Origin of the sequence: Enterobacter sp. CPE_E1241, assembly GCF_045618265.1 — a bacterium.
GTDB lineage: Bacteria > Pseudomonadota > Gammaproteobacteria > Enterobacterales > Enterobacteriaceae > Enterobacter > Enterobacter adelaidei.
Genome location: NZ_JBIWYV010000001.1, coordinates 1 through 21,202, shown reverse-complemented (window position 1 = coordinate 21,202; position 21,202 = coordinate 1). Strand labels below are relative to the sequence as shown.

The window sequence follows — 21,202 nt, the reverse complement described above, 5'->3', positions numbered from 1 at the left end:
CCGTGGAAGAATATCCCATCATCGACTTGTCCCACCTGATGCCGGTGGCCCAGGGCTTGGCCCGTCTTCCGGCGGACGAACGCATCCATCGCCTTCGCGCTGACCGCTGGATCGGCTATCCGCGAGCAGTCGAGGCGCTGAATCGGCTGGAAGCCCTGTATGCGTGGCCGAACAAACAACGCATGCCCAACCTGCTGTTGGTCGGTCCAACCAACAACGGCAAGTCGATGATCGTCGAGAAATTCCGCCGCACCCACCCGGCCAGCTCCGACGCCGACCAGGAGCACATTCCGGTACTGGTCGTGCAGATGCCATCCGAACCGTCGGTAATCCGCTTCTACGTCGCGCTACTTGCCGCGATGGGCGCGCCATTGCGCCCGCGCCCACGGCTGCCGGAAATGGAGCAATTGGCGCTGGCACTGCTACGCAAGGTCGGCGTGCGCATGCTGGTGATCGACGAATTGCACAACGTCCTGGCCGGCAACAGCGTCAACCGCCGGGAATTCCTCAACCTGCTGCGTTTCCTCGGCAACGAGCTGCGCATCCCGCTGGTCGGGGTCGGCACACGCGATGCCTACTTGGCGATCCGCTCGGACGACCAGTTGGAAAACCGCTTCGAGCCGATGATGCTGCCGGTGTGGGAGGCCAACGACGATTGCTGCTCACTGCTGGCCAGCTTCGCGGCTTCGCTCCCGCTGCGGCGACCCTCGTCGATTGCCACGCTGGATATGGCCCGCTACCTGCTCACGCGCAGCGAGGGCACCATCGGCGAGCTGGCGCACCTGTTGATGGCGGCGGCCGTCGCTGCCGTGGAGAGCGGTGAGGAAGCGATCAACCATCGCACGCTCAGCATGGCCGATTACACCGGTCCCAGCGAGCGGCGGCGGCAATTCGAGCGGGAACTGATGTGAAGCCAGCGCCACACTGGCCACTGCATCCGGCTCCCAGGGAAGGCGAAGCCTTGTCTTCGTGGCTCAACCGCGTGGCCCTTTGCTATCACATGGAGGTGTCCGAGCTGCTGGAGCACGATCTTGGTCACGGCCAGGTTGATGACCTGGACACCGCGCCACCACTGGCGCTGCTGGCGATGCTCTCCCAGCGGAGCGGCATCGAGCCGGACCGGCTGCGTTGCATGAGTTTCGCCGGCTGGGTGCCTTGGCTACTGGACAGCCTTGATGATCAGATTCCAGATGCATTGGAAACCTATGCGTTCCAGCTCTCGGTGCTGCTGCCGAAACTCCGCCGTAGGACGCGATCCATCACGAGCTGGCGTGCCTGGCTGCCCAGCCAGCCGATACATCGCGCCTGCCCGCTCTGTCTGAACGATCCGGAGAACCAAGCCGTACTGCTCGCGTGGAAGCTGCCCCTGATGCTGAGCTGCCCACTGCATGGCTGCTGGCTGGAATCCTATTGGGGCGTGCCAGGGCGGTTTCTCGGCTGGGAGAACGCCGACGCCGAACCGCGCACTGCCAGCGACGCGATTGCGGCGATGGACCAGCGTACCTGGCAGGCACTGACGACCGGCCACGTGGAGTTGCCGCGCCGACGCATCCACGCCGGATTGTGGTTTAGGCTGCTACGCACGCTGCTCGATGAGCTGAACACCCCGCTTTCGACGTGCGGCACCTACGCGGGGTATCTCCGCCAAATCTGGGAATGCTGCGGGCATCCGCTGCGTGCTGGGCAAAGTCTGTGGCGACCGTATGAAACCCTGAACCCGGCAGTACGGTTGCAGATGCTGGAGGCGGCGGCAACGGCAATCAGCTTGATTGAGGTGAGGGATATAAGCCCGCCAGGCGAGCACGCAAAGCTATTCTGGTCCGAGCCCCAAACCGGGTTCACCAGTGGCCTGCCGGCGAAAGCGCCGAAGCCCGAACCCGTCGATCACTGGCAGCGTGCAATCCAGGCCATTGATGAGGCCATCATTGAAGCACGACACAACCCCGAGACGGCACGCTCGCTGTTCGCGTTGGCTTCCTATGGTCGGCGCGACCCCGCTTCCTTGGAACAGTTGCGCGCCACCTTCGCGAAGGAAGGCATCCCCCCGGAATTTCTGTCACATTATGAGCCTAGCCTACCCTTTGCATGCCTTAGACAGAATGACGGGTTAAGTGACAAATTTTGACGTGCAGAGCTTCCCGATGCAAACTGTCACATAATCGAACGTATATGTGACAGGTACAAGATGCTGATTGGCTACATGCGAGTATCGAAGGCGGATGGCTCCCAGGCGACGGACTTGCAGCGCGATGCGCTGGTCGCGGCCGGTGTTGATCCGGCGCATCTCTATGAAGACCAAGCGTCCGGAAAACGCGAGGATCGTCCCGGTCTGGCGAGCTGTCTGAAGGCACTACGGCCAGGCGACACGTTGGTCGTTTGGAAACTGGATCGGCTCGGGCGCGACCTGCGCCATCTGATCAATACCGTCCATGACCTGACCGGACGCGGCATCGGCCTCAAGGTGCTGACCGGGCACGGCGCGGCCATTGACACCACGACCGCCGCCGGCAAGCTGGTCTTCGGTATCTTCGCCGCGCTGGCCGAGTTCGAGCGCGAGTTGATCGCCGAGCGCACCGTGGCGGGCCTGGCCTCAGCACGGGCACGCGGCCGGAAAGGCGGCCGGCCGTTCAAGATGACCGCCGCCAAGCTGCGGCTGGCGATGGCGGCAATGGGGCAGTCAGAGACCAAGGTCGGCGACCTGTGCCAGGAACTTGGCATCACGCGGCAGACCCTGTATCGGCATATTTCACCCAAGGGCGAGCTACGTCCAGATGGCGAGAAGCTACTCAGCCGAATTTGATGCCGACATGAGGCGACGTAGCGAAAGCGTGGTTTGTCTCAATTTGACGGCGGCGAACCGCAAGCGTTCGGTTCGCCGCTCGTTTCGGTCGCAGTGCTGGCCCGCGCCTGGAAACGTTGATAACACTCCAGCCCGCAGAAGTGCTCGACGTACTCCGCGCCTTCCGGTGTGAAGGCGGCATCGAGCGGAATTTCCTTGCAGCACACGCAGCAACTGGTGGCGGTCGGATCATTTGCATTCATGGTGGCACCCCTCCATTGACTGACGAAGACGGCGAATGCCGCCGCCGGCATCGGCTTTGCGAACAGAAAGCCTTGCCCGCGCTCGAACGCTTGGGCCCTCCGCCGTAGTCCATCCATCCGGCCGGGAAGCGCTCATGATCTTTCCCTGAATGCCCGCAACGCCCGCGCCAGTGACAGAAGAAACAGGCCGGTCAAACCGAGCGCCGTGATGACCCAATACTCGACAAGGAATGCACCGGCGGTTGTGCCGGCCAGCACGGCAGCGAGGATGGACAGGTGGCAGGGGCAAGTCAGCACGGCCAGCGTGCCCCACAGGTAGCCGGTGAACGGTTTGTGCGTCTCGGCCGGCATGCGCTCGGGGCTGTTCATGGCAAACTCTCCGCATGCTGTGCCGGCGCGGTCGGCATGGCGGCCAACTGCACTTCCAGATTGGCCAACGCTTCGCGCCGGCGTTCGACGAACTGACGCAGCACAGCAAGCTGCGCGGCAGTTTCATCGCAGTTCGCCGCATCCAGCGCCCGGCACAGCCGCGCCAATGCGCCGAGGCCGATGCCCGCCTCGAAGGCGGCCCACACGAAGCACAGTCGCTGCAAGGCGGCGTCATCGAACAGGCCGTAGCCACCCGTGGTGCAGGCGACTGGCCGCAGCAATCCGCGCAGCAGGTAGTCGCGCACGATATGCACGCTCACCCCGGCATCAAGGGCCAGCCGGGACACCGTGTAGGCGTTCATCGAACACCTCCTTTTGGTCGGTTCACGGCAATGCATATACCGTTTCGCCGAGTTCAATCCGCGCGCTGCGAATCCGATGCCGGTGCCGTAGAACATTGGGTCGATATCCGATCACGGTGTCCTAGATGACATGGTCTGCAACAGATGTCGATTAAACTCCTGGCCCAAGCCGAAAGCCTCGTGGACACTGACGATCGCCAATCCTTCCAATCCTTGATGCTTGGAGGCCCAGTCTTCCGCCGTCGGGACAGATGCAAAGAAATGTACATGGCAACAGAAGGACTGACGAACGTCGGCTGCTTCCTGCGGCAATACCAAGGACACCGCCATGCCGGCAGGTTCGACAGCCTGTATCTCGCTGGGTGAAACCGTGAGTGAAACGGGTGCTCCGGTTGCAGCGCAATGCGATGAGACGCGAGCTGTACGGCCGATCAGCGCCGGAAATATCAAGGTGTCCAGCGCGCACCAGGCATACAGACGGCGGTCGTCAATTTCAAAGACATACGAAGTCTCGCGCAAGGTGAGGCCGTAGCCGATGATGTTCCCATCTTTGTCATATTCGGTACTGGTGGCCTGTTCGAGTACGGCGGCCACTCGCTCAGCGGGCCAGTCGAGAATCCCGGCAAGTGTCGTTCGTGAAACCGGACGCCCCTTGGCGAGTTCCCGCAGTAGCGGGACCAAGAGATCCGCAGTACCATTGGTACGATTGACCGAAGTGAGACGTTCTAAAATATATGGGGCGAGCTTCATGGTTCCATCTCCTTTCATCCTGCGCAGCAGGACAATTGTTTGACATCCTTGGTGAAGGTCTGCGCCGCGAGCTTCAGCCCCTCGACCATCGTCAGGTAGGGGAACAACTGGTCAGCCAGCTCCTGTACGGTCATGCGGTTACGGATCGCGAGCACCGCCGTCTGGATCAGCTCGCCCGCTTCCGGGGCCACTGCCTGTACCCCAATGAGTCGTCCGCTACCTTCCTCGGCTTGTCCTTTCGAATTTGAATTGGATAGCGTAACCTTACTTCCGTACTCATGTACGGAGTCAAGCGGTATGGAAAATAATTTGGAGAACCTGACCATTGGCGTTTTTGCCAAGGCAGCCGGCGTCAACGTGGAGACCATCCGGTTCTATCAGCGCAAGGGCTTGTTGCCCGAGCCGGACAAGCCCTATGGCAGCATTCGCCGCTATGGCGCGGCGGACGTGACACGGGTGCGATTCGTGAAATCGGCCCAGCGGTTGGGCTTCAGCCTGGATGAAATCGCCGAGTTGCTGCGGCTCGACGATGGCACCCACTGCGAGGAGGCCAGCAGCCTGGCCGAGCACAAGCTCCAAGACGTGCGCGAGAAGATGGCCGATTTGGCGCGCATGGAGGCTGTGCTGTCTGACCTGGTGTGCGCCTGCCATTCGCGGCAGGGGAATGTTTCGTGTCCGCTGATTGCGTCGTTGCAAGGTGGAACGAGCTTGGCAGGGGCTTCCACAGCTTAGCGTGCTTTATTTAATGAGATGGTCACTCCCTCCTTCCCAGTACTATGCTGAGGACAGGCTTTCATTCGGAGAACCATCATGGAAAACATTGCGCTTATTGGTATCGATCTGGGTAAGAACTCTTTCCATATTCATTGTCAGGATCATCGTGGGAAGGCCGTTTACCGTAAAAAATTCACCCGACCAAAGCTAATCGAATTTCTGGCGACATGCCCAGCAACAACCATCGCGATGGAAGCCTGTGGCGGTTCTCACTTTATGGCACGCAAGCTGGCAGAGTTAGGGCATTTTCCAAAGCTGATATCACCGCAATTTGTCCGCCCATTCGTTAAAAGCAACAAAAATGACTTCGTTGATGCTGAAGCTATCTGTGAAGCAGCATCACGTCCATCTATGCGTTTCGTGCAGCCCAGAACCGAATCTCAGCAGGCAATGCGAGCTCTGCATCGTGTCCGTGAATCCCTGGTTCAGGATAAGGTGAAAACAACTAATCAGATGCATGCTTTTCTGCTGGAATTTGGTATCAGCGTTCCGCGAGGTGCTGCCGTTATTAGTCGACTGAGTACCCTTCTTGAGGACAGTAGTTTGCCTCTTTATCTCAGCCAGTTACTGCTGAAATTACAACAGCATTATCACTATCTTGTTGAGCAGATTAAAGATCTGGAATCTCAGTTGAAACGAAAGTTGGACGAAGATGAGGTTGGACAGCGCTTGCTGAGTATTCCCTGCGTTGGAACGCTGACTGCCAGTACTATTTCAACTGAGATTGGCGACGGGAAGCAGTACGCCAGCAGCCGTGACTTTGCGGCGGCAACAGGGCTGGTACCCCGACAGTACAGCACGGGAGGTCGGACGACATTGTTAGGGATTAGCAAGCGGGGCAACAAAAAGATCCGAACTTTGTTGGTTCAGTGTGCCAGGGTATTCATACAAAAACTGGAACACCAGTCTGGCAAGTTGGCCGACTGGGTCAGGGAGTTGTTGTGTCGGAAAAGCAACTTTGTCGTCACCTGTGCTCTGGCAAACAAGCTGGCCAGAATAGCCTGGGCACTGACGGCGCGACAGCAAACTTACGAAGCATAAAGGCAGAAATACACCAGTTTAAACAATCATTCATCTGGTTTTGCGAATACTGATATTGATGATACAAACGGCCCACCGGCCTGTTGAGGAACCTGTAAAACGGAAAGGCTCGCTGAAGCCGTATATTTTCTGGAGGTTCATCAGGCGCGGAACTCATCGAGGCGCGGGAATAAAATCCCATTCAGACGCCGGATAGATTCAAGCAAGCCAACTTATCGTCAAAATCGGTGTTGCAAAAACGGGAGTGACCATAGATTCCGTTTTCTGAGACGACCACAGATCAGAAAAGACTGTGCAGCCGACTCTTGATATTCCGTGCAGTCACCTTCTGAAAATGACACACGTTACGTAAATCAAGTTTCGGATCGCGCTCGTGCAGGACATGGTCGTTATAGGTAAAGCTAACGAGCTGCCCGTTCGGGCTGAAGACGTGTACGTGACTGCCGCCGCGCAACGCGCCTGCGGTATAAGGCGCGGTGATATCCATCGCATCCAGGTTGCTCACCTGGCCATGATGCGCAATCACCCCCTGACGATGGTGAAAATCATAGTGCCAGTCTGCATCCGGGTGTTTCGGGCCGTGGATAAACACATACTTATCTTCAGCGGGATGAACGGTCACCACGCCGACATGCGCGCCGTCAGTGGCACGATAAATCACCTCAACCTCACCCGTACTGACATTGACTCGCTCAATGGTTTCACCGGTGAACGATGCGCCCGACGGGCGCACATCAAAGACGAGCCACTGGCTGTCCGGCGTCCAGGTATTGATATTGGTCAGCTGGTGATGGCGGGAAGCGAAGGTGATTTGTTTCATGGAGATACCCTGATGCGCAGTTGTCGCATCAGGGTAAAACATCAGCGGGATTTAGCCTACTCGTTTCACATCGCCCACCAGCAGAATGTAGGAGAGCGCACCGATCAGTGCTACCGCGGAGATATAGACCAGCGCCGGGCCAAAGCCGTAATCCTGGGCCAGGTAGCCGATGACCAGCGGTACAGTGATGCCGCCGAGCCCACCGACAAAGTTGAACACGCCACCGGTCAGGCCAATCAGGCGCATTGGCGCCAGGGATGAGACCAGTGACCAGGTGATGGAGGCAAAACCGTTGCCGAAGAACGCCACCGCCATCAGGGTCATAATCCATACCGGATCGTTGGTGTAGTTGGCGCCCATGATGCAGGTAGAAATCAGCAGGCCGCAGATAATCGGCGTCTTACGCGCGACCCCCAGTGAGACACCTTTCTTCACCAGTCTATCCGCCAGCCAGCCCGAGAGCAGTACACCGAAGAATGCCGCAAGGAACGGTACTGTAGTCATAAAGCCAGCTTTCAGCGCAGTGATCCCCTTTTCCTGCGTCAGATAGTTAGGGAACCAGGTCAGGAAGAACCACAGCGTCGAGGTAACCGCGAACTGACCCAGATAAACGCCTACCAGCTTACGATGGAAAACCAGCTTCCAGTCCGCTTTGGTCAGCGGCTGGCGCGCCTCTTTTTTCGCTGGCGCATCGCCGTCTACCAGACCACCGCCGTCGCGGATGTAGTCCAGCTCGGCTTTGGTGATGCTATTAGTCAGACGCGGTGGCTGGTAAACCTTGAACCAGATAAACGACCAGATAATGCCGATCCCGCCGGTGACGATGAACACCCAGTGCCAGCTCAGCAGCTCCTGGATCCAGATCAGCAGCGGCGTCAGGAACGCCAGGCCGACAAACTGACCGGAAGTGTAAAAACCAACGGCAGAAGCACGCTCATGTTCCGGGAACCAGCTGGTCACCATGCGGTTGTTGGTCGGAAACGCCGGGGCTTCGAAAATCCCGGTGATGGCGCGCAGACCAATTAGCGACATCAGCCCGGTGGCGAACCCCTGGAACAGGGTCGCCACGGACCAGCCGAAAATGGCGATGAAGTAGGTTAAACGAGAACCTACGCGGTCAAGGAACCAGCCACCGGGGATCTGACACAGCGTATAAAGCCAGGCGAACGCCGAAAAGACGTAGCCCATTTCCGCTTTGGTGATGCCAAACTCTTCCTGAATATGGGCCGATGCCACGGCAAGGTTGGCGCGGTCGACATAGCAAATGACCACGGTGATAAAGATCATAATCAGCGTCAGGTAGCGGCGACGCCCGGTTTTTGTAGCAGTAACTGGAATATCCATCGCAATCTGTCTCCAGATTTTGGGCATAGCGAAGCCGCTCACCATGCCCTGTAATTTACAGAGGGTTATATTTTTTGTAGGTAAGGTTTTTGTCCGGTGGCGAAGCGCCATCCGGCGAACTACCACTCGGCTACGGAACCGTCTTCATGACGCCAGAGTGGATTACGCCAGTCCGGCGCATTTTTGCTGAGCTCAATGACTTTGGCTTCGTCAATATCCACGCCAAGGCCCGGCTTCGTTAACGGTTTAAAGAAACCACCTTCCATGCTGAAGTCTTCTTTGTTTTTCACAAAGTCGAGCAGTTCCGCGCCCTTGTTATAGTGAATGCCCATGCTCTGTTCCTGGAACACAGCATTGCGGGAGACAAAGTCCACGTGCAGACAGGCAGCCAGCGCGATCGGCCCAAGCGGACAGTGCGGTGCTAGCGCCACATCGTAGGCTTCCGCCATTCCGGCAATTTTGTAGCATTCGGTGATGCCGCCTGCGTGGGAGAGATCGGGTTGCAGTATGGCAATGCCGCCCGCTTCCAGCACGCGTTTGAACTCGAAACGCGAGAACATACGTTCACCCGCCGCGATAGGAATATGGGTCTGCTCAGCCAGTTTCGGATAGTACTCCGCCTGCTCGGCCAGCACCGGCTCTTCGATAAACAGCGGACGATACGGCTCAAGCTCTTTAATCAGCACTTTAGCCATTGGCGCACTGACGCGGCCGTGGAAATCCAGACCAAACTCAATCTCGTTGCCGAAGGCTTCACGGATTTGCGCGACGGTATTTACCGCACGGTCTACCGCACGCGAGTTATCAATAACGCCCATCTCTTCACAGCCGTTGAGCTTGAAGGTGTCAAAACCGATATTGCGCAACTGCTTAATGCCGTCGATCACTTCCGCAGGGCGGTCGCCGCCCACCCAGCTGTAGGCTTTGATTTTGTCGCGCACCAGGCCGCCCATTAATTGCCAGACCGGCGCATTCAGGACTTTACCTTTGATATCCCACAGCGCCTGGTCGATCCCGGCGATAGCGCTCATCAGGATCGGACCGCCACGGTAGAAGCCCGCGCGATACATCACCTGCCACAGGTCGTTAATGCGCGCCGGATCCTGGCCAATCAGGTATTCGCCCAGCTCATGCACTGCCGCTTCAACGGTGCGCGCACGCCCTTCAATCACCGGCTCGCCCCAGCCGACAACGCCTTCGTCGGTTTCGATTTTCAGGAACATCCAGCGCGGGGGTAAACGGTACGTGGTGAGTTTGGTAATTTTCATTTCACTGCCTCTCGATACGCTTTCACAAATGCTGTCGCCTGCTGCGCGGTTTGTTCAACTGACTGCCCGGCGCGATAGAGATCGCTGCCCAGCCCCGCCCCCACACAACCGGCTTTCATCCACTGCGCCAGGTTTTCTGGCGTTACGCCGCCCACGGCAAAGACCGGCACGCTGGCGGGTAATACCGCTTTCAGCGCTTTGATGTAGTCCGGGCCAAAGGCCGATGACGGGAAAATTTTGAGCGCCTGCGCGCCCGCATCGAGGGCAGTAAAGGCTTCCGTAGCTGTCGCACATCCCGGACAGACGGTCATGCCGTAGCTCACCGCGCGGCGGATCACTTCAGGATTAATGTTGGGCGTGACGATAAGCTTGCAGCCCATTTTCGCCAGCTCATCCACCTGCTCCGGGTGTAACACTGTTCCCGCGCCAATCAGTGCCTTATCACCAAAGGCATCCACCACGGCCGGAATACTTTTTTTCCACTCCGGAGAGTTGAGCGGGATTTCCACCGCATCGAACCCGGCGTCAATCACTGCGCCTACGTGCGCGATCGCCTCATCGGGCGTAATGCCGCGCAAAATCGCGATAAGGGGAAGATCAGTTTGCCACTGCATGAGCGATGCTCCTTATTCCTGCCTGAAATGCCGTATCGCCGGAGATCGCCGCCACATCACGCCCAATAGCGTGAAATGCCTGCTGATAGCGCGACGTTAACGCGCTTCCGGCAACAATCGTGATTGCCTGTCCGGTCGGGACAAAATCGCGCATGGTCGCGACTTCTGCGCCAATCAGCAGGCCTGAGAGAAATTCGCTAACCTGCTCGCGCGGGAGATTTCCCAGCACGTGCGAGGCGCGAACTTCGAAGAGTTTCGGCAGAACATCAGGTGATGCGAGACCACGCTCAAGCCCGGCGGTAAACGCTGCGGGCGACGTCTCTTGCGCTGGCAACCCCGCCCCCACCAGCGAAAGCGTCAGCAGCAAATGGTGCAGTTCGCCGGTCATTACGGTGCGAAAATCATGGATTTGCTCAGCATCGGCCTGCACCCACTTGCAGTGCGTACCGGGCATGACGTAAACAGAAGAAGGAGAAAGCGTGCGCGCGCCAAGCAACTGTGTCTCTTCGCCGCGCATCACGTTGTGGTTATCGTCGCGAGAGACGCACAGGCCGGGAATAATCCAGACATTGTCATCAACGGACGTTAACTGCTCGCCAATGGCAGAGAAATGCGCAGGAACCGGCAGGTAAGGGGCGATTTTCCAGCCCACGTTGCTGCCGACCATGCCCGCCATTACCACCGGCGTGGCGCCATCGCGCCAGTTTTGCGTCACCTCTGCTAACACCGCCTCGGGGGATTTACCGTTCAGGCGCGTCACGCCTGCTTCTGATTGCCTGCTCTCCAGGCACTGCTCGCCCTGATAAAGCCAGGCGCGCAGGTTGGTCGATCCCCAGTCAATTGCGATGTAGCGAGATGTCATGTGATTTCCTTCAACCTTCGTGTCGAGCTGGCGATCATCGTGAGGGCCGCCTGCTCTGCCGCATCGCCGTCCTGATGCCTTATCGCATCGAACAACGCTTTATGTTCCTGGAGCGTTTTTGGCATGTTGGCCTCATCGCCCATCCAGGTTCGTTCAAATACCGCTCGCTGTAGCGAGCTGATCGCCACGCTAAGCTGCTGTAACACCGGGTTATGCACCGACTGCAGCACCGCCTCGTGATAGCGAATGTCCGCCTCGTTGAACGCCTCCCGGTTCTGGTTATTAGCGATCATGTCGTTTAAAGCCGACTCAATCTGGGCCAAATCGCCGGAGGTTGCGCGCTCCGCCGCCCAGCGGGCGATGGCCGGTTCCACCAGGTTTCGGACTTCACTCATCGCGCCAATCAGCCGTGGGTCGTAGTCGTTTTCCAGAACCCACTGCAATACGTCGGTATCGAGGTAGTTCCACTGGTTGCGAGGAGCGACAAACGCGCCGCGATAGCGTTTCATTTCAATCAGCCGCTTCGCCATCAGCGAGCGGAACACTTCCCGGATGATGTTGCGCGAGGTTTCAAACTCCTCACACAGTTCGGCCTCAGCAGGGAGCGGCGAACCCGGGACGTATTTGCCCCCCACAATTTGAGTGCCCAGCGTGATGACAATGCGATCGGTTTTGTTAAGCGTCATGGAGAGTCCTTGTGCTCTGTATGTCCATCACTACTTTACCGTGCCCGCCGAATTTCGCCTCACTTTTGCAGTACAAACGTGAGGCCTTTCATCTTTATCGTGATGACAATGTAGTACAATCAATATATGTTGTACTACAATCAAGATCACAAAAAGAACAATTCAATAAATTCAGCGCAAAAAAAAGCCCCGGTTGATAACCGAGGCTGATGATTTTGGTTGCTGTTACCGCAGGACAAATTTCTCAATGGCGTACGCCACGCCGTCTTCCAGGTTGGATTTGGTGACAAAATTGGCCACTTCTTTTACCGACGGGATCGCGTTGTCCATTGCCACGCCCTTACCCGCGTATTCAATCATCGCGATGTCGTTTTCCTGATCGCCCAGGGCCATGATCTCCTCAGGTTTGATGCCCAGCGCATCGGCCAGTGATTTAACACCGGTACCTTTATTCACGCGTTTATCGAGAATTTCGAGGAAGTACGGCGCGCTTTTCAGCACGGTGTATTTCTCTTTCACCTCGGCAGGGATGCGCGCAATCGCTTTATCCAGGATCTCAGGCTCGTCGATCATCATCACTTTCAGGAACTGCGTCGCCGGGTCCATTTTCTCGGCTTCACAGAACACCAGCGGAATGGTCGCAACGAAGGACTCATGTACGGTGTAGTAGCTGATATCGCGGTTGGCGGTATAGAGCGTATTGCGATCGAGTGCGTGGAAGTGAGAACCCACTTCGCGGGACAGCTTTTCGAGGAACAGGTAGTCATCATAGCTCAGCGCGGTTTGCGCAACCGTACTGCCATCCGCAGCTTTCTGCACCAGCGCGCCGTTATAAGTAATGCAGTAATCGCCCGGCTGATTCATGTGCAGCTCTTTCAGGTAGCTGTGCACACCGGCATACGGACGGCCAGTGGTCAGTACCACATTCACGCCCTTTGCGCGTGCCGCGGCAATTGCGTTTTTAACGGCTGGAGAGATGGTGTGGTCTGGCAGCAGCAGTGTGCCGTCCATATCGATTGCAATGAGTTTGATAGCCATGAGGTCCCCGGAATAAATGAATGCAACCCATGCTAACGCGATTAAGCACACAAAAATAGAGCTAGATTGCGCAACCAGATCACCCCTTTTCAGGCTTATCCCGGGGAACGACAATTCACTCGCGGGTGAGGACTATTTTGCCAAACGCACCGCGATCAAGGTGCTCAAGCGCCTGTTCAAGCTCGTCAAAACGGTAGCGATGCTCAATCACAGGTTTTAATCCGGTTACATCGACAGCCTGAACGAAATCCTCCAGCGCCCGACGATGCCCAACGCCAATCCCCTGAATAACCGGAGATTTCAGCAACAGCTCGCCAGCTGGGAGTGAAATTTCGGTCCCGGCCAGAACGCCGATAACCGAGATACGTCCATGAACGGCAACGGCGCGCAGGGAATGCTTCAGGTTTTCACCCCCTACGGTTTCGATAATATGGTCGATACCGCGATCCTGAGTCAGCGCCAGAATGGCTTCAGCCCAGTCACCTTTCAGCCTGTTGATCCCTTTGTCAGCCCCGAGTTTTTTGGCCAGTGCCAGTTTTTCATCACTCCCGGACGTGACAAAAACCTCTGCTCCGTGTGCTTTTGCAATTTGCAGGGCGAATATCGCTACGCCGCCCGTCCCCTGTACCAGCACCGATTGCCCGGCGCGTAACTGGCCGCGTTCCACCAGCGCAAACCATGCGGTAAGCCCTGCGCAGGGTAGGGTGCTGGCCTCTGCGTCATCCAGTGTTTCCGGGGCGGCCACCAGCCAGTCTGCATTCACAATCACATATTCAGCCAGCATCCCCTGGAAGTATCCACCGGACGTTCTATAGGGCAAATTGCGCGCGTCCGCCTGCGGCTTGCCGTCGATCCACTCAGGGAAGAAGGTTGAGATGACGCGAGCGCCGGGTTTGAAACGTGTCACACCTTCGCCAATGCTGTCCACCACGCCCGCCATGTCAGACGCCGGCGTAAACGGGAAGGAACGTGAAATCGGCATGTTGCCTTCAATCACCATTTTATCGCGGTAGTTGAGCGCAACGGCATTCACCCGCACGCGCACTTCACCCGGACCAGGCTGTGGAACAGGTTCCTGAATGAGTCTGAGGTTTTCACGCCCGAGGGCATTCATCGACCAGCGTTGCATTGTCTCTGTCATTGTATTTCTCCAGCCATCAAATGAGTTTCAGGACTCACAGTCTACCGTTGACTCATCATCACCAGTGGCGATAAGTTTTCTCTTTATTGTCGCCACAATGGATACAATTCATGACCGATACACTGAAGGATATTCCTGTTTTTGTGGCCGCCGTTGAGGCGGGGAGCTTTGCTCAGGCCGCAACTCGCCTGCATTTATCGCGCTCGGCGGTAGGGAAAAGTATCGCTCGCCTCGAAGAGCGACTGGGCGTTCGTCTCTTCCAGCGCACCACCCGCAGCCAGAGCCTGACCGATAACGGCGCGCTTTTTTATGAGCGCTGTCTGCGCGCGCTGGAGGAAATTCGCGGTGCAGAATCACTGCTTGAAACAGGGAAACAGCAGGTCAGTGGCCGCCTGCGTGTTGCCATGCCGGTGCTGTTTGGTCGCCAGTGCGTCGCCCCGCTGTTGATTGAACTGGCGCAGGAACACCCCGGACTTGAACTGGAAATGTCATTCAGTGACCGCGTGGTGGATCTTGTCGAGGAAGGGTTTGATATGGCGGTGCGTAACGGCGTGCTTCAGGACAGCAGCGTGCTGGTTGCCAGAAGACTGGGGGAGCACCGCATGGTGCTGTGCGCCGCGCCGGATTATCTGCTGAAGAAAGGCCAGCCACAAAGCGTTGATGATTTACCCCTGCATACGGCCATTAACTATCTGCGCGCAGGCAGAGTGCTCCCCTGGCAACTCATGGACAACGACGGAACGCCGCGCACATTTATTCCCCGGTCATCACTCAATATGGATGATTTGCAGGCGATCTGCGACGCAGCATTGGCCGGACACGGCATTGCATGGCTACCCTGCTGGATGGTCAGCAAAGAAATTCATCAGGGAAAACTCATCCCGCTCTTAAAGCAGGCACCGGATGTGCGTTTCGACGTTCACGCGGTCTGGCAGCAGACACCGCATCTGCCGCTAAGGGTAAGAATTGCTATAGATACGCTGGCGAGCCGTTTACCGTCAGTGATGTCGCTGGATATGCCTGTGCCCACAAAAAAGCCGCGCTAAAAGCGCGGCCTGTGTTTTGCAGTATTACTGCATTAAATATCGATATTAGCCGCTTTCAGGGCGTTCTCTTCGATGAAGGCACGACGTGGTTCAACCGCATCGCCCATCAGGGTAGTGAACAGCTGGTCAGCAGCAATCGCGTCTTTAACGGTCACGCGCAGCATGCGGCGGCTTTCCGGATCCATAGTGGTTTCCCACAGCTGATCCGGGTTCATTTCACCCAGACCTTTATAACGCTGGATAGACAGACCGCGACGGGACTCTTTCACCAGCCAGTCCAGCGCCTGTTCGAAGCTGGCTACCGGCTGACGACGGTCGCCACGTTCGATAAACGCATCGTCCTCGATCAGACCGCGCAGCTTCTCACCGAGCGTGCAGATACGGCGGTATTCCGGGCCGGTCACAAATTCGTGCTCCAGCGGATAGTCGGTGTCGACACCATGGGTACGCACGCGAACAATCGGCTCGAACTGTTGAGCGGCGTTCTGCTGAACATCGAATTTCCACTGGCTACCGTGCTGTTCTTTCTCGTTCAGCTCGCTTACCAGGGTATTCACCCAGCGGGTCACGGTTTGTTCATCGCTCAGGTCAGCTTCGGTCAGCGTTGGCTGATAAACCAGCTCCTTCAGCAGCGCTTTCGGATAACGACGCTCCATACGACCAATCATTTTCTGCGTGGCGTTGAACTCAGACACCAGGCGTTCCAGCGGCTCACCTGCCAGCGCTGGTGCGCTGGAGTTGGCGTGCAGAGTCGCACCATCAAGGGCGATGGCGATTTGGTACTGATCCATCGCGTCATCATCTTTGATGTACTGTTCCTGTTTGCCTTTCTTCACTTTGTACAGCGGTGGCTGTGCAATGTAGACGTGGCCACGCTCAACGATTTCCGGCATCTGACGATAGAAGAAGGTCAACAGCAGCGTACGGATGTGCGAGCCGTCGACGTCCGCATCGGTCATGATGATGATGCTGTGGTAGCGCAGTTTGTCCGGGTTGTACTCATCACGGCCAATGCCGCAGCCCAGCGCGGTGATGAGCGTCGCCACTTCCTGAGAAGAGAGCATCTTGTCGAAACGGGCTTTCTCAACGTTGAGGATTTTACCCTTCAGCGGCAGGATAGCCTGGTTCTTACGGTTACGGCCCTGCTTCGCAGAACCGCCCGCGGAGTCCCCTTCCACAAGGTACAGTTCAGACAGCGCCGGGTCACGTTCCTGACAGTCAGCCAGTTTGCCTGGCAGGCCTGCTAAGTCCAGTGCGCCTTTACGACGGGTCATTTCACGGGCTTTACGCGCCGCTTCACGGGCACGTGCCGCATCAATAATTTTGCCGACAACGATTTTCGCGTCAGACGGGTTTTCCTGCAGGTAGTCGCTCAGCAGTTCGTTCATCTGCTGTTCAACCGCCGATTTCACCTCAGAAGAAACCAGTTTGTCTTTGGTCTGTGAGGAGAACTTCGGATCCGGCACCTTCACGGAAACCACAGCAATCAGGCCTTCACGGGCATCGTCACCGGTGGCGCTGACTTTCGCTTTTTTGCTGTAGCCTTCTTTGTCCATGTAGGCGTTCAGGGTACGGGTCATCGCCGCACGGAAGCCTGCAAGGTGAGTACCACCGTCACGCTGTGGAATGTTGTTGGTGAAGCAGTAGATGTTTTCCTGGAAACCATCGTTCCACTGCAACGCCACTTCTACGCCGATACCGTCTTTTTCGGTGGAGAAGTAGAAGATATTTGGATGAATTGGCGTTTTGTTCTTGTTCAGGTACTCAACGAACGCCTTGATACCACCTTCGTAATGGAAGTGGTCTTCTTTGTTGTCGCGTTTATCACGCAGACGAATAGAGACGCCAGAGTTCAGGAACGACAGTTCACGCAGGCGTTTCGCCAGGATGTCGTACTCGAATTCGGTGACGTTAGTGAAGGTTTCCAGGCTTGGCCAGAAGCGCACCATGGTACCGGTTTTGTCGGTATCGCCAGTGACGGCCAGCGGTGCCTGCGGCACGCCGTGGGTATACAGCTGGCGGTGAATTTTGCCTTCGCGCTGAATAACCAGCTCCAGCTTCTGCGAAAGGGCGTTAACCACGGAGACACCTACGCCGTGCAGACCGCCGGAAACTTTATAGGAGTTATCATCGAACTTACCGCCTGCGTGCAGCACAGTCATGATAACTTCCGCAGCGGACACGCCTTCCTCCGGGTGGATACCGGTTGGGATGCCACGACCATCATCGGTGACGGAGACGGAGTTATCCGCATGGATCGTGACCACGATGTCTTTACAGTGACCCGCGAGCGCTTCGTCGATAGCGTTATCTACCACCTCGAATACCATGTGGTGCAGACCGGTGCCGTCATCCGTGTCGCCGATATACATACCCGGGCGCTTACGCACCGCATCCAGCCCTTTCAGGACTTTGATACTGGAGGAGTCATAAGAATTCGACATCAACGTTTCTCGCTCATTTCAACTTGGGTTAATCCGTTATTTTACCCTTTTCCACGGTAAACATCTTCGAATTTTCGTCCGACATGTCCATAACGTGTTCAGCGCTAATCGCGCTGACGAAAACCTGCGACTGCGTGGCTTTTAAGCGGCTGGCAAGCAGCCCACGCCGCGCGTCGTCAAGTTCCGAGGCAAAATCATCTATCAGGTACAGGCAGCGTCGCCCGCTTTCGCGGGTGAGAAATTCCCCCTGTGCCAGGCGTAACGCGCACATCAGGAGCTTAAGCTGCCCGCGCGACAGCGTGTCTTCCACCGGCGCACCGTCGGCACGAATGCGGAAATCCGCCTTGTGCGGGCCATGCGCGGTGTAGGTCAGCATGCGATCACGCTCGAAGTTTCTCTCTAACACCTCGGCATAATCCGTCTCTTTCTCCCAGCCGCGCTGGAAGGAGAAGGTGAGAGAGAACTCAGGTAAAAACTGTTTGCAGGTATCCGCCATGTCTTCGGCAATGCCTGCGCTGTATTCGGCACGCCAGCGGCTGATTTGTTCCGCGAGAGGGATTAACTCCATGTCCCACGGACGCAGCTGGGCGTAACGGGTGACCTGGCGCAGTGCAGCGTTACGCTGTTTAAGCAGACGCTTCAGGTTGCTCCAGGCGTTAAAGAAACCGGCTTCGTTGTGAAAGCATCCCCAGTCAAGGAACGCTCTTCTGTATTTGGGGCCGCCGTTGAGTAAAGTAAACCCCTCCGGTGTAATCAGCTGCATTGGCATCAGCAGTGCCAGCTCCGCCACCTTGTGGCCGTCGGTACCGTCGATACGTACCTTGCTGTCGCCCTGCTTGTCTTTGGTCAGGCCGATGGCGGTTTCCCGCTCTTCACCCTGTAAGCGCCCGTGCAGAACAAAGGACTCCTGCTCATGGCGAATGACGCGACCAATCTGCAAACTGCGAAACGCCCGGCCATGGCCGAGCGTGTAGATGGCTTCCAGCACGCTGGTTTTACCGCTGCCATTCGCGCCAACCAGGAAGTTAAAGCCCGGGGATAAAGCAAGATCCGCGCTTTCAATATTGCGAAAGTCGCGGATCAACAGACGGGTGAGCGACATTACAGTCTCATTGGCATGACAACATAGGCAGCCGACTGCGATGCGGCATCTTCAATCTGTACGCTTGAAACGGAATCGGTCAGCAGGATGCGCACGTTCTCGCATTTCAGTGCATTCAGCACATCCAGCACGTAGCTGACGTTAAAGCCGATTTCCATCTCAGCTCCGGCGTAGGTGACGTCCAGAATTTCTTCTGCTTCTTCCTGCTCCGGGTTGTTAGCGGTGATTTTGATCTGGTTTTCACTCACATACAGGCGCACACCGCGGAATTTCTCGTTAGAGAGAATGGCGGCACGGGCAAACGCCTGCTTGAGGCTATCGCAACCCGCTTCCAGCGTTTTGTCCGGGTTCTTCGGCAATACGCGGCGATAATCCGGGAAACGACCGTCAACCAGCTTCGAGGTGAAGACAAAATCACCTACATGAGCGCGAATGTTGTTGCTGCCGATCTGCACGCGCAGCGGGGTATCACCACCGTCGAGCATACGCATCAGCTCAATCACGCCTTTACGCGGCACGATCACCGAATGGTTCGGCAGTGAGTCGCCAATTGGCATGGAACAGACCGCCAGACGGTGGCCGTCGGTCGCCACGGTACGCAGCTCTTCACCTTCGGTTTCGAACAGCATGCCGTTTAAGTAGTATCGAACGTCCTGATGCGCCATAGAAAACTGCGTGGCTTCAATCAGACGCTTCATCGTCGCCTGTGGCAGGGTGAATTCAACTTCACTTTGCCAGTCGTCCAGGTTCGGGAAGTCCGCAGCAGGCAGCGTGGAAAGCGAGAAACGGCTACGACCAGAGCGCACCAGCATGCGGTCGCCCTCCAGCTGCACGGCGATTTCAGCGCCTTCCGGCAACCCACGGCAAATATCAAAGAATTTACGTGCCGGAACCGTGGTCGCACCCGCGTCGTGTGGCTGAGTCAGCGTAACGCGCGCGATCATTTCCATTTCCAGGTCTGTGCCGGTCAGCGACAGCGTACCGTCCGCGACCTGAAGCAGCAGGTTTCCGAGAATAGGCAGCGTTGGGCGGCCACCTAAGGGGCCACTCACCTGTTGCAGCGGTTTTAATAAATGTTCACGTTCAACAGTAAATTTCATAGCGTCACGATGATAATGTTCTGATTAAATTGGAAAAATCTTCTTTTATGTCGTGGCTTTCTTCACGTAACTGCTCAATCTTGCGACAAGCGTGCAGCACGGTCGTATGGTCACGGCCACCAAACGCATCCCCGATTTCCGGCAGACTGTGGTTGGTTAACTCCTTTGCCAGCGCCATCGCCATCTGACGCGGACGCGCCACCGAGCGGGAACGACGTTTAGACAGTAAATCTGCCACTTTGATCTTGTAGTACTCAGCCACCGTCTTTTGAATATTGTCGATGGTGACTAATTTTTCCTGCAATGCCAGCAAATCGCGCAGCGCTTCACGCACAAAATCGATCGTGATCGCACGGCCGGTAAAGTTGGCATTAGCAATAACGCGGTTCAGTGCCCCTTCCAGCTCACGCACGTTGGAGCGCAGACGCTTGGCAATGAAGAACGCCACTTCACCCGGCAAGCGAATGTCGTTTTCATCGGCTTTCTTCATCAGGATCGCAACGCGGGTTTCCAGCTCTGGTGGCTCGATCGCCACAGTCAGGCCCCAGCCGAAGCGGGATTTCAGACGATCTTCAACACCGTTGATCTCTTTTGGATAACGATCCGAGGTCAAAATGATCTGTTGATTGCCTTCCAGCAGCGCATTGAAGGTGTGGAAAAACTCTTCCTGCGATCGTTCTTTATTAGCAAAGAATTGAATGTCATCGATCAGCAGGGCGTCAACGGAACGATAATAGCGTTTAAACTCTTCGATCGCGTTGTTTTGCAGGGCTTTTACCATGTCCTGAACGAAGCGCTCGGAGTGCATATACACCACTTTCGCATTCGGCTTGCGCGCCATAATGCCGTTACCCACTGCATGCAGAAGGTGCGTTTTACCTAAACCCGTGCCGCCATAAAGGAACAGTGGGTTGTAGGCACCTCCGGGGTTATCCGCAACCTGACGAGCCGCCGCGCGCGCTAACTGGTTCGACTTACCTTCAACGAAGTTATCGAACGTGTGTTTAACGTTAACGTTAGAGCGGTAGGTTGGCTCAGCAGGGGCAGGAACATTATCCCAGCCCTGACGAGCGGGTGCGACGCGAGGGGCCGGAGCAGGAGCAGCCTGAGCAGGCGCTGCTACGTTCACGGTTTCACGAACGGTTTGGGTGACCGGCTTTGTGCCCACTTCAAAGCGCAGCTGTGGGGCATCTGACCCGCAGAAATCGTTCAGCAGTCCATTGATGTTATTGAGGTACTTGTCCCTTACCCAATCGAGCACAAAACGGTTTGGCGCATACAAAGCCAGCGTGTTATCGCTCAGTTCCGCCTGCAACGGGCGGATCCACATACTGAATTCTGTGGCTGGTAACTCATCCTGCAATCGGGCAAGACACTGCTGCCAAAGCGAAAGTGACAC

21 protein-coding genes and 2 pseudogenes are annotated in these 21,202 nt (G+C 56.7%); 6 read left to right on the top strand and 17 right to left on the bottom strand.

The window, feature by feature from the left end:
* Window positions 1-2: 2 nt before the first annotated feature.
* From ACJ9Y9_RS00115 to ACJ9Y9_RS00105, 3 genes are read left to right on the top strand one after another with little or no spacing between them, the layout of a single operon-like run.
* A complete protein-coding gene (locus ACJ9Y9_RS00115) occupies window positions 3-911 on the top strand; it encodes a TniB family NTP-binding protein (protein ID WP_000393453.1) in 909 nt (302 codons plus the stop codon).
* Window positions 908-2,125 carry a TniQ family protein gene (locus tag ACJ9Y9_RS00110; RefSeq protein WP_011405615.1) on the top strand — a complete coding sequence of 406 codons (1,218 nt, stop codon included), beginning with the start codon at window positions 908-910 and terminating at the stop codon, window positions 2,123-2,125. The genes ACJ9Y9_RS00115 and ACJ9Y9_RS00110 overlap by 4 nt, the downstream gene beginning before the upstream one ends.
* 60 nt (window positions 2,126-2,185) lie before the next feature.
* Window positions 2,186-2,800: a recombinase family protein gene (locus tag ACJ9Y9_RS00105; protein ID WP_010981357.1), complete on the top strand. Its 615-nt coding sequence runs from the start codon at window positions 2,186-2,188 to the stop codon at window positions 2,798-2,800.
* Window positions 2,801-2,838: 38 nt separating this feature from the next.
* Here ACJ9Y9_RS00105 and ACJ9Y9_RS00100 read toward each other — a convergent pair whose 3' ends face one another.
* The 5 genes and pseudogenes from ACJ9Y9_RS00100 to ACJ9Y9_RS00080 all read right to left on the bottom strand — a co-directional run.
* Window positions 2,839-3,159: a DUF3330 domain-containing protein gene (locus tag ACJ9Y9_RS00100; protein ID WP_010981356.1), complete on the bottom strand. Its 321-nt coding sequence runs from the start codon at window positions 3,157-3,159 to the stop codon at window positions 2,839-2,841.
* A 15-nt stretch (window positions 3,160-3,174) separates the two neighbouring features.
* Window positions 3,175-3,411 (bottom strand): broad-spectrum mercury transporter MerE, encoded by a 237-nt coding sequence (merE, locus tag ACJ9Y9_RS00095; RefSeq protein WP_005413392.1) that lies wholly within the window; start codon window positions 3,409-3,411, stop codon window positions 3,175-3,177.
* Window positions 3,408-3,773 (bottom strand): mercury resistance co-regulator MerD, encoded by a 366-nt coding sequence (gene merD, locus ACJ9Y9_RS00090; protein WP_031942307.1) that lies wholly within the window; start codon window positions 3,771-3,773, stop codon window positions 3,408-3,410. The genes merE and merD overlap by 4 nt, the downstream gene beginning before the upstream one ends.
* Before the next feature lie 111 nt (window positions 3,774-3,884).
* Complete coding sequence (merB, locus tag ACJ9Y9_RS00085) at window positions 3,885-4,523, bottom strand: organomercurial lyase MerB (protein ID WP_000761850.1); 639 nt, start codon at window positions 4,521-4,523, stop codon at window positions 3,885-3,887.
* A gap of 14 nt (window positions 4,524-4,537) precedes the next feature.
* Window positions 4,538-4,750: pseudogene (locus ACJ9Y9_RS00080) on the bottom strand (mercuric reductase); the annotation flags it as partial.
* 70 nt (window positions 4,751-4,820) lie between these two features.
* Here ACJ9Y9_RS00080 and ACJ9Y9_RS00075 point away from each other — a divergent pair.
* On the top strand, window positions 4,821-5,255 hold the full coding sequence (locus tag ACJ9Y9_RS00075) for a mercury resistance transcriptional regulator MerR (protein WP_010981353.1): 435 nt from the start codon (window positions 4,821-4,823) through the stop codon (window positions 5,253-5,255).
* 78 nt (window positions 5,256-5,333) lie between these two features.
* Complete coding sequence (locus tag ACJ9Y9_RS00070) at window positions 5,334-6,338, top strand: IS110-like element IS5075 family transposase (protein WP_000427614.1); 1,005 nt, start codon at window positions 5,334-5,336, stop codon at window positions 6,336-6,338.
* Window positions 6,339-6,678: 340 nt separating this feature from the next.
* Here the strand turns inward: ACJ9Y9_RS00070 and ACJ9Y9_RS00065 are convergent.
* The 8 genes and pseudogenes from ACJ9Y9_RS00065 to ACJ9Y9_RS00030 all read right to left on the bottom strand — a co-directional run.
* Window positions 6,679-7,158, bottom strand: a pseudogene (locus tag ACJ9Y9_RS00065) (DUF3748 domain-containing protein); the annotation flags it as partial.
* 51 nt (window positions 7,159-7,209) lie between these two features.
* Complete coding sequence (locus ACJ9Y9_RS00060; RefSeq protein ID WP_080282780.1) at window positions 7,210-8,547, bottom strand: MFS transporter; 1,338 nt, start codon at window positions 8,545-8,547, stop codon at window positions 7,210-7,212.
* Between the two features lie 74 nt (window positions 8,548-8,621).
* Entirely contained in the window at window positions 8,622-9,770 is a 1,149-nt protein-coding gene (gene dgoD / locus ACJ9Y9_RS00055) for a galactonate dehydratase (protein WP_028017785.1), read from the bottom strand.
* Window positions 9,767-10,384, bottom strand: coding sequence for a 2-dehydro-3-deoxy-6-phosphogalactonate aldolase (locus ACJ9Y9_RS00050; protein WP_028017784.1), 618 nt, complete (start codon window positions 10,382-10,384; stop codon window positions 9,767-9,769). Before ACJ9Y9_RS00050 ends, dgoD begins: the two co-directional genes overlap by 4 nt.
* The gene (locus ACJ9Y9_RS00045) at window positions 10,368-11,246 is read right to left on the bottom strand and encodes a 2-dehydro-3-deoxygalactonokinase (protein ID WP_028017783.1); all 879 of its coding nucleotides are present in this window, start codon (window positions 11,244-11,246) and stop codon (window positions 10,368-10,370) included. Before ACJ9Y9_RS00045 ends, ACJ9Y9_RS00050 begins: the two co-directional genes overlap by 17 nt.
* Entirely contained in the window at window positions 11,243-11,932 is a 690-nt protein-coding gene (gene dgoR / locus ACJ9Y9_RS00040; protein ID WP_003861109.1) for a D-galactonate utilization transcriptional regulator DgoR, read from the bottom strand. The genes ACJ9Y9_RS00045 and dgoR overlap by 4 nt, the downstream gene beginning before the upstream one ends.
* 225 nt (window positions 11,933-12,157) lie before the next feature.
* The gene (gene yidA, locus ACJ9Y9_RS00035; RefSeq protein ID WP_028017782.1) at window positions 12,158-12,970 is read right to left on the bottom strand and encodes a sugar-phosphatase; all 813 of its coding nucleotides are present in this window, start codon (window positions 12,968-12,970) and stop codon (window positions 12,158-12,160) included.
* Between the two features lie 115 nt (window positions 12,971-13,085).
* On the bottom strand, window positions 13,086-14,111 hold the full coding sequence (locus ACJ9Y9_RS00030; protein WP_028017781.1) for an NAD(P)-dependent alcohol dehydrogenase: 1,026 nt from the start codon (window positions 14,109-14,111) through the stop codon (window positions 13,086-13,088).
* Window positions 14,112-14,221: 110 nt separating this feature from the next.
* Here ACJ9Y9_RS00030 and ACJ9Y9_RS00025 point away from each other — a divergent pair, with 110 nt between their 5' ends.
* Entirely contained in the window at window positions 14,222-15,157 is a 936-nt protein-coding gene (locus tag ACJ9Y9_RS00025; RefSeq protein ID WP_028017780.1) for a LysR family transcriptional regulator, read from the top strand.
* A gap of 32 nt (window positions 15,158-15,189) precedes the next feature.
* Here ACJ9Y9_RS00025 and gyrB read toward each other — a convergent pair whose 3' ends face one another.
* The 4 genes from gyrB to dnaA form a co-directional block, all read right to left on the bottom strand.
* Window positions 15,190-17,601: a DNA topoisomerase (ATP-hydrolyzing) subunit B gene (gene gyrB / locus ACJ9Y9_RS00020; RefSeq protein WP_028017779.1), complete on the bottom strand. Its 2,412-nt coding sequence runs from the start codon at window positions 17,599-17,601 to the stop codon at window positions 15,190-15,192.
* Between the two features lie 28 nt (window positions 17,602-17,629).
* Window positions 17,630-18,703 carry a DNA replication/repair protein RecF gene (recF, locus tag ACJ9Y9_RS00015; RefSeq protein ID WP_013094779.1) on the bottom strand — a complete coding sequence of 358 codons (1,074 nt, stop codon included), beginning with the start codon at window positions 18,701-18,703 and terminating at the stop codon, window positions 17,630-17,632.
* Window positions 18,703-19,803, bottom strand: a complete 1,101-nt coding sequence (gene dnaN, locus ACJ9Y9_RS00010) for a DNA polymerase III subunit beta (RefSeq protein WP_008500170.1) — start codon at window positions 19,801-19,803, stop codon at window positions 18,703-18,705. Before dnaN ends, recF begins: the two co-directional genes overlap by 1 nt.
* Before the next feature lie 4 nt (window positions 19,804-19,807).
* On the bottom strand, window positions 19,808-21,202 hold a 1,395-nt coding region (dnaA, locus tag ACJ9Y9_RS00005; protein WP_230122613.1), incomplete at its 5' end, for a chromosomal replication initiator protein DnaA.

Coding starts and splice junctions, on each gene's coding strand:
- ACJ9Y9_RS00075 (WP_010981353.1), top strand. CDS start 4,821: ATGGAAAATAATTTGGAGAACCTGACCATTGGCGTTTTTGCCAAGGCA.
- ACJ9Y9_RS00060 (WP_080282780.1), bottom strand. CDS start 8,547: ATGGTGAGCGGCTTCGCTATGCCCAAAATCTGGAGACAGATTGCGATG.
- yidA (WP_028017782.1), bottom strand. CDS start 12,970: ATGGCTATCAAACTCATTGCAATCGATATGGACGGCACACTGCTGCTG.
- merB (WP_000761850.1), bottom strand. CDS start 4,523: ATGAAGCTCGCCCCATATATTTTAGAACGTCTCACTTCGGTCAATCGT.
- ACJ9Y9_RS00025 (WP_028017780.1), top strand. CDS start 14,222: ATGACCGATACACTGAAGGATATTCCTGTTTTTGTGGCCGCCGTTGAG.
- dgoR (WP_003861109.1), bottom strand. CDS start 11,932: ATGACGCTTAACAAAACCGATCGCATTGTCATCACGCTGGGCACTCAA.
- ACJ9Y9_RS00050 (WP_028017784.1), bottom strand. CDS start 10,384: ATGCAGTGGCAAACTGATCTTCCCCTTATCGCGATTTTGCGCGGCATT.
- recF (WP_013094779.1), bottom strand. CDS start 18,703: ATGTCGCTCACCCGTCTGTTGATCCGCGACTTTCGCAATATTGAAAGC.
- ACJ9Y9_RS00105 (WP_010981357.1), top strand. CDS start 2,186: ATGCTGATTGGCTACATGCGAGTATCGAAGGCGGATGGCTCCCAGGCG.
- merD (WP_031942307.1), bottom strand. CDS start 3,773: ATGAACGCCTACACGGTGTCCCGGCTGGCCCTTGATGCCGGGGTGAGC.
- ACJ9Y9_RS00070 (WP_000427614.1), top strand. CDS start 5,334: ATGGAAAACATTGCGCTTATTGGTATCGATCTGGGTAAGAACTCTTTC.
- dgoD (WP_028017785.1), bottom strand. CDS start 9,770: ATGAAAATTACCAAACTCACCACGTACCGTTTACCCCCGCGCTGGATG.
- merE (WP_005413392.1), bottom strand. CDS start 3,411: ATGAACAGCCCCGAGCGCATGCCGGCCGAGACGCACAAACCGTTCACC.
- ACJ9Y9_RS00045 (WP_028017783.1), bottom strand. CDS start 11,246: ATGACATCTCGCTACATCGCAATTGACTGGGGATCGACCAACCTGCGC.
- ACJ9Y9_RS00030 (WP_028017781.1), bottom strand. CDS start 14,111: ATGACAGAGACAATGCAACGCTGGTCGATGAATGCCCTCGGGCGTGAA.
- ACJ9Y9_RS00100 (WP_010981356.1), bottom strand. CDS start 3,159: ATGGATGGACTACGGCGGAGGGCCCAAGCGTTCGAGCGCGGGCAAGGC.
- gyrB (WP_028017779.1), bottom strand. CDS start 17,601: ATGTCGAATTCTTATGACTCCTCCAGTATCAAAGTCCTGAAAGGGCTG.
- dnaN (WP_008500170.1), bottom strand. CDS start 19,803: ATGAAATTTACTGTTGAACGTGAACATTTATTAAAACCGCTGCAACAG.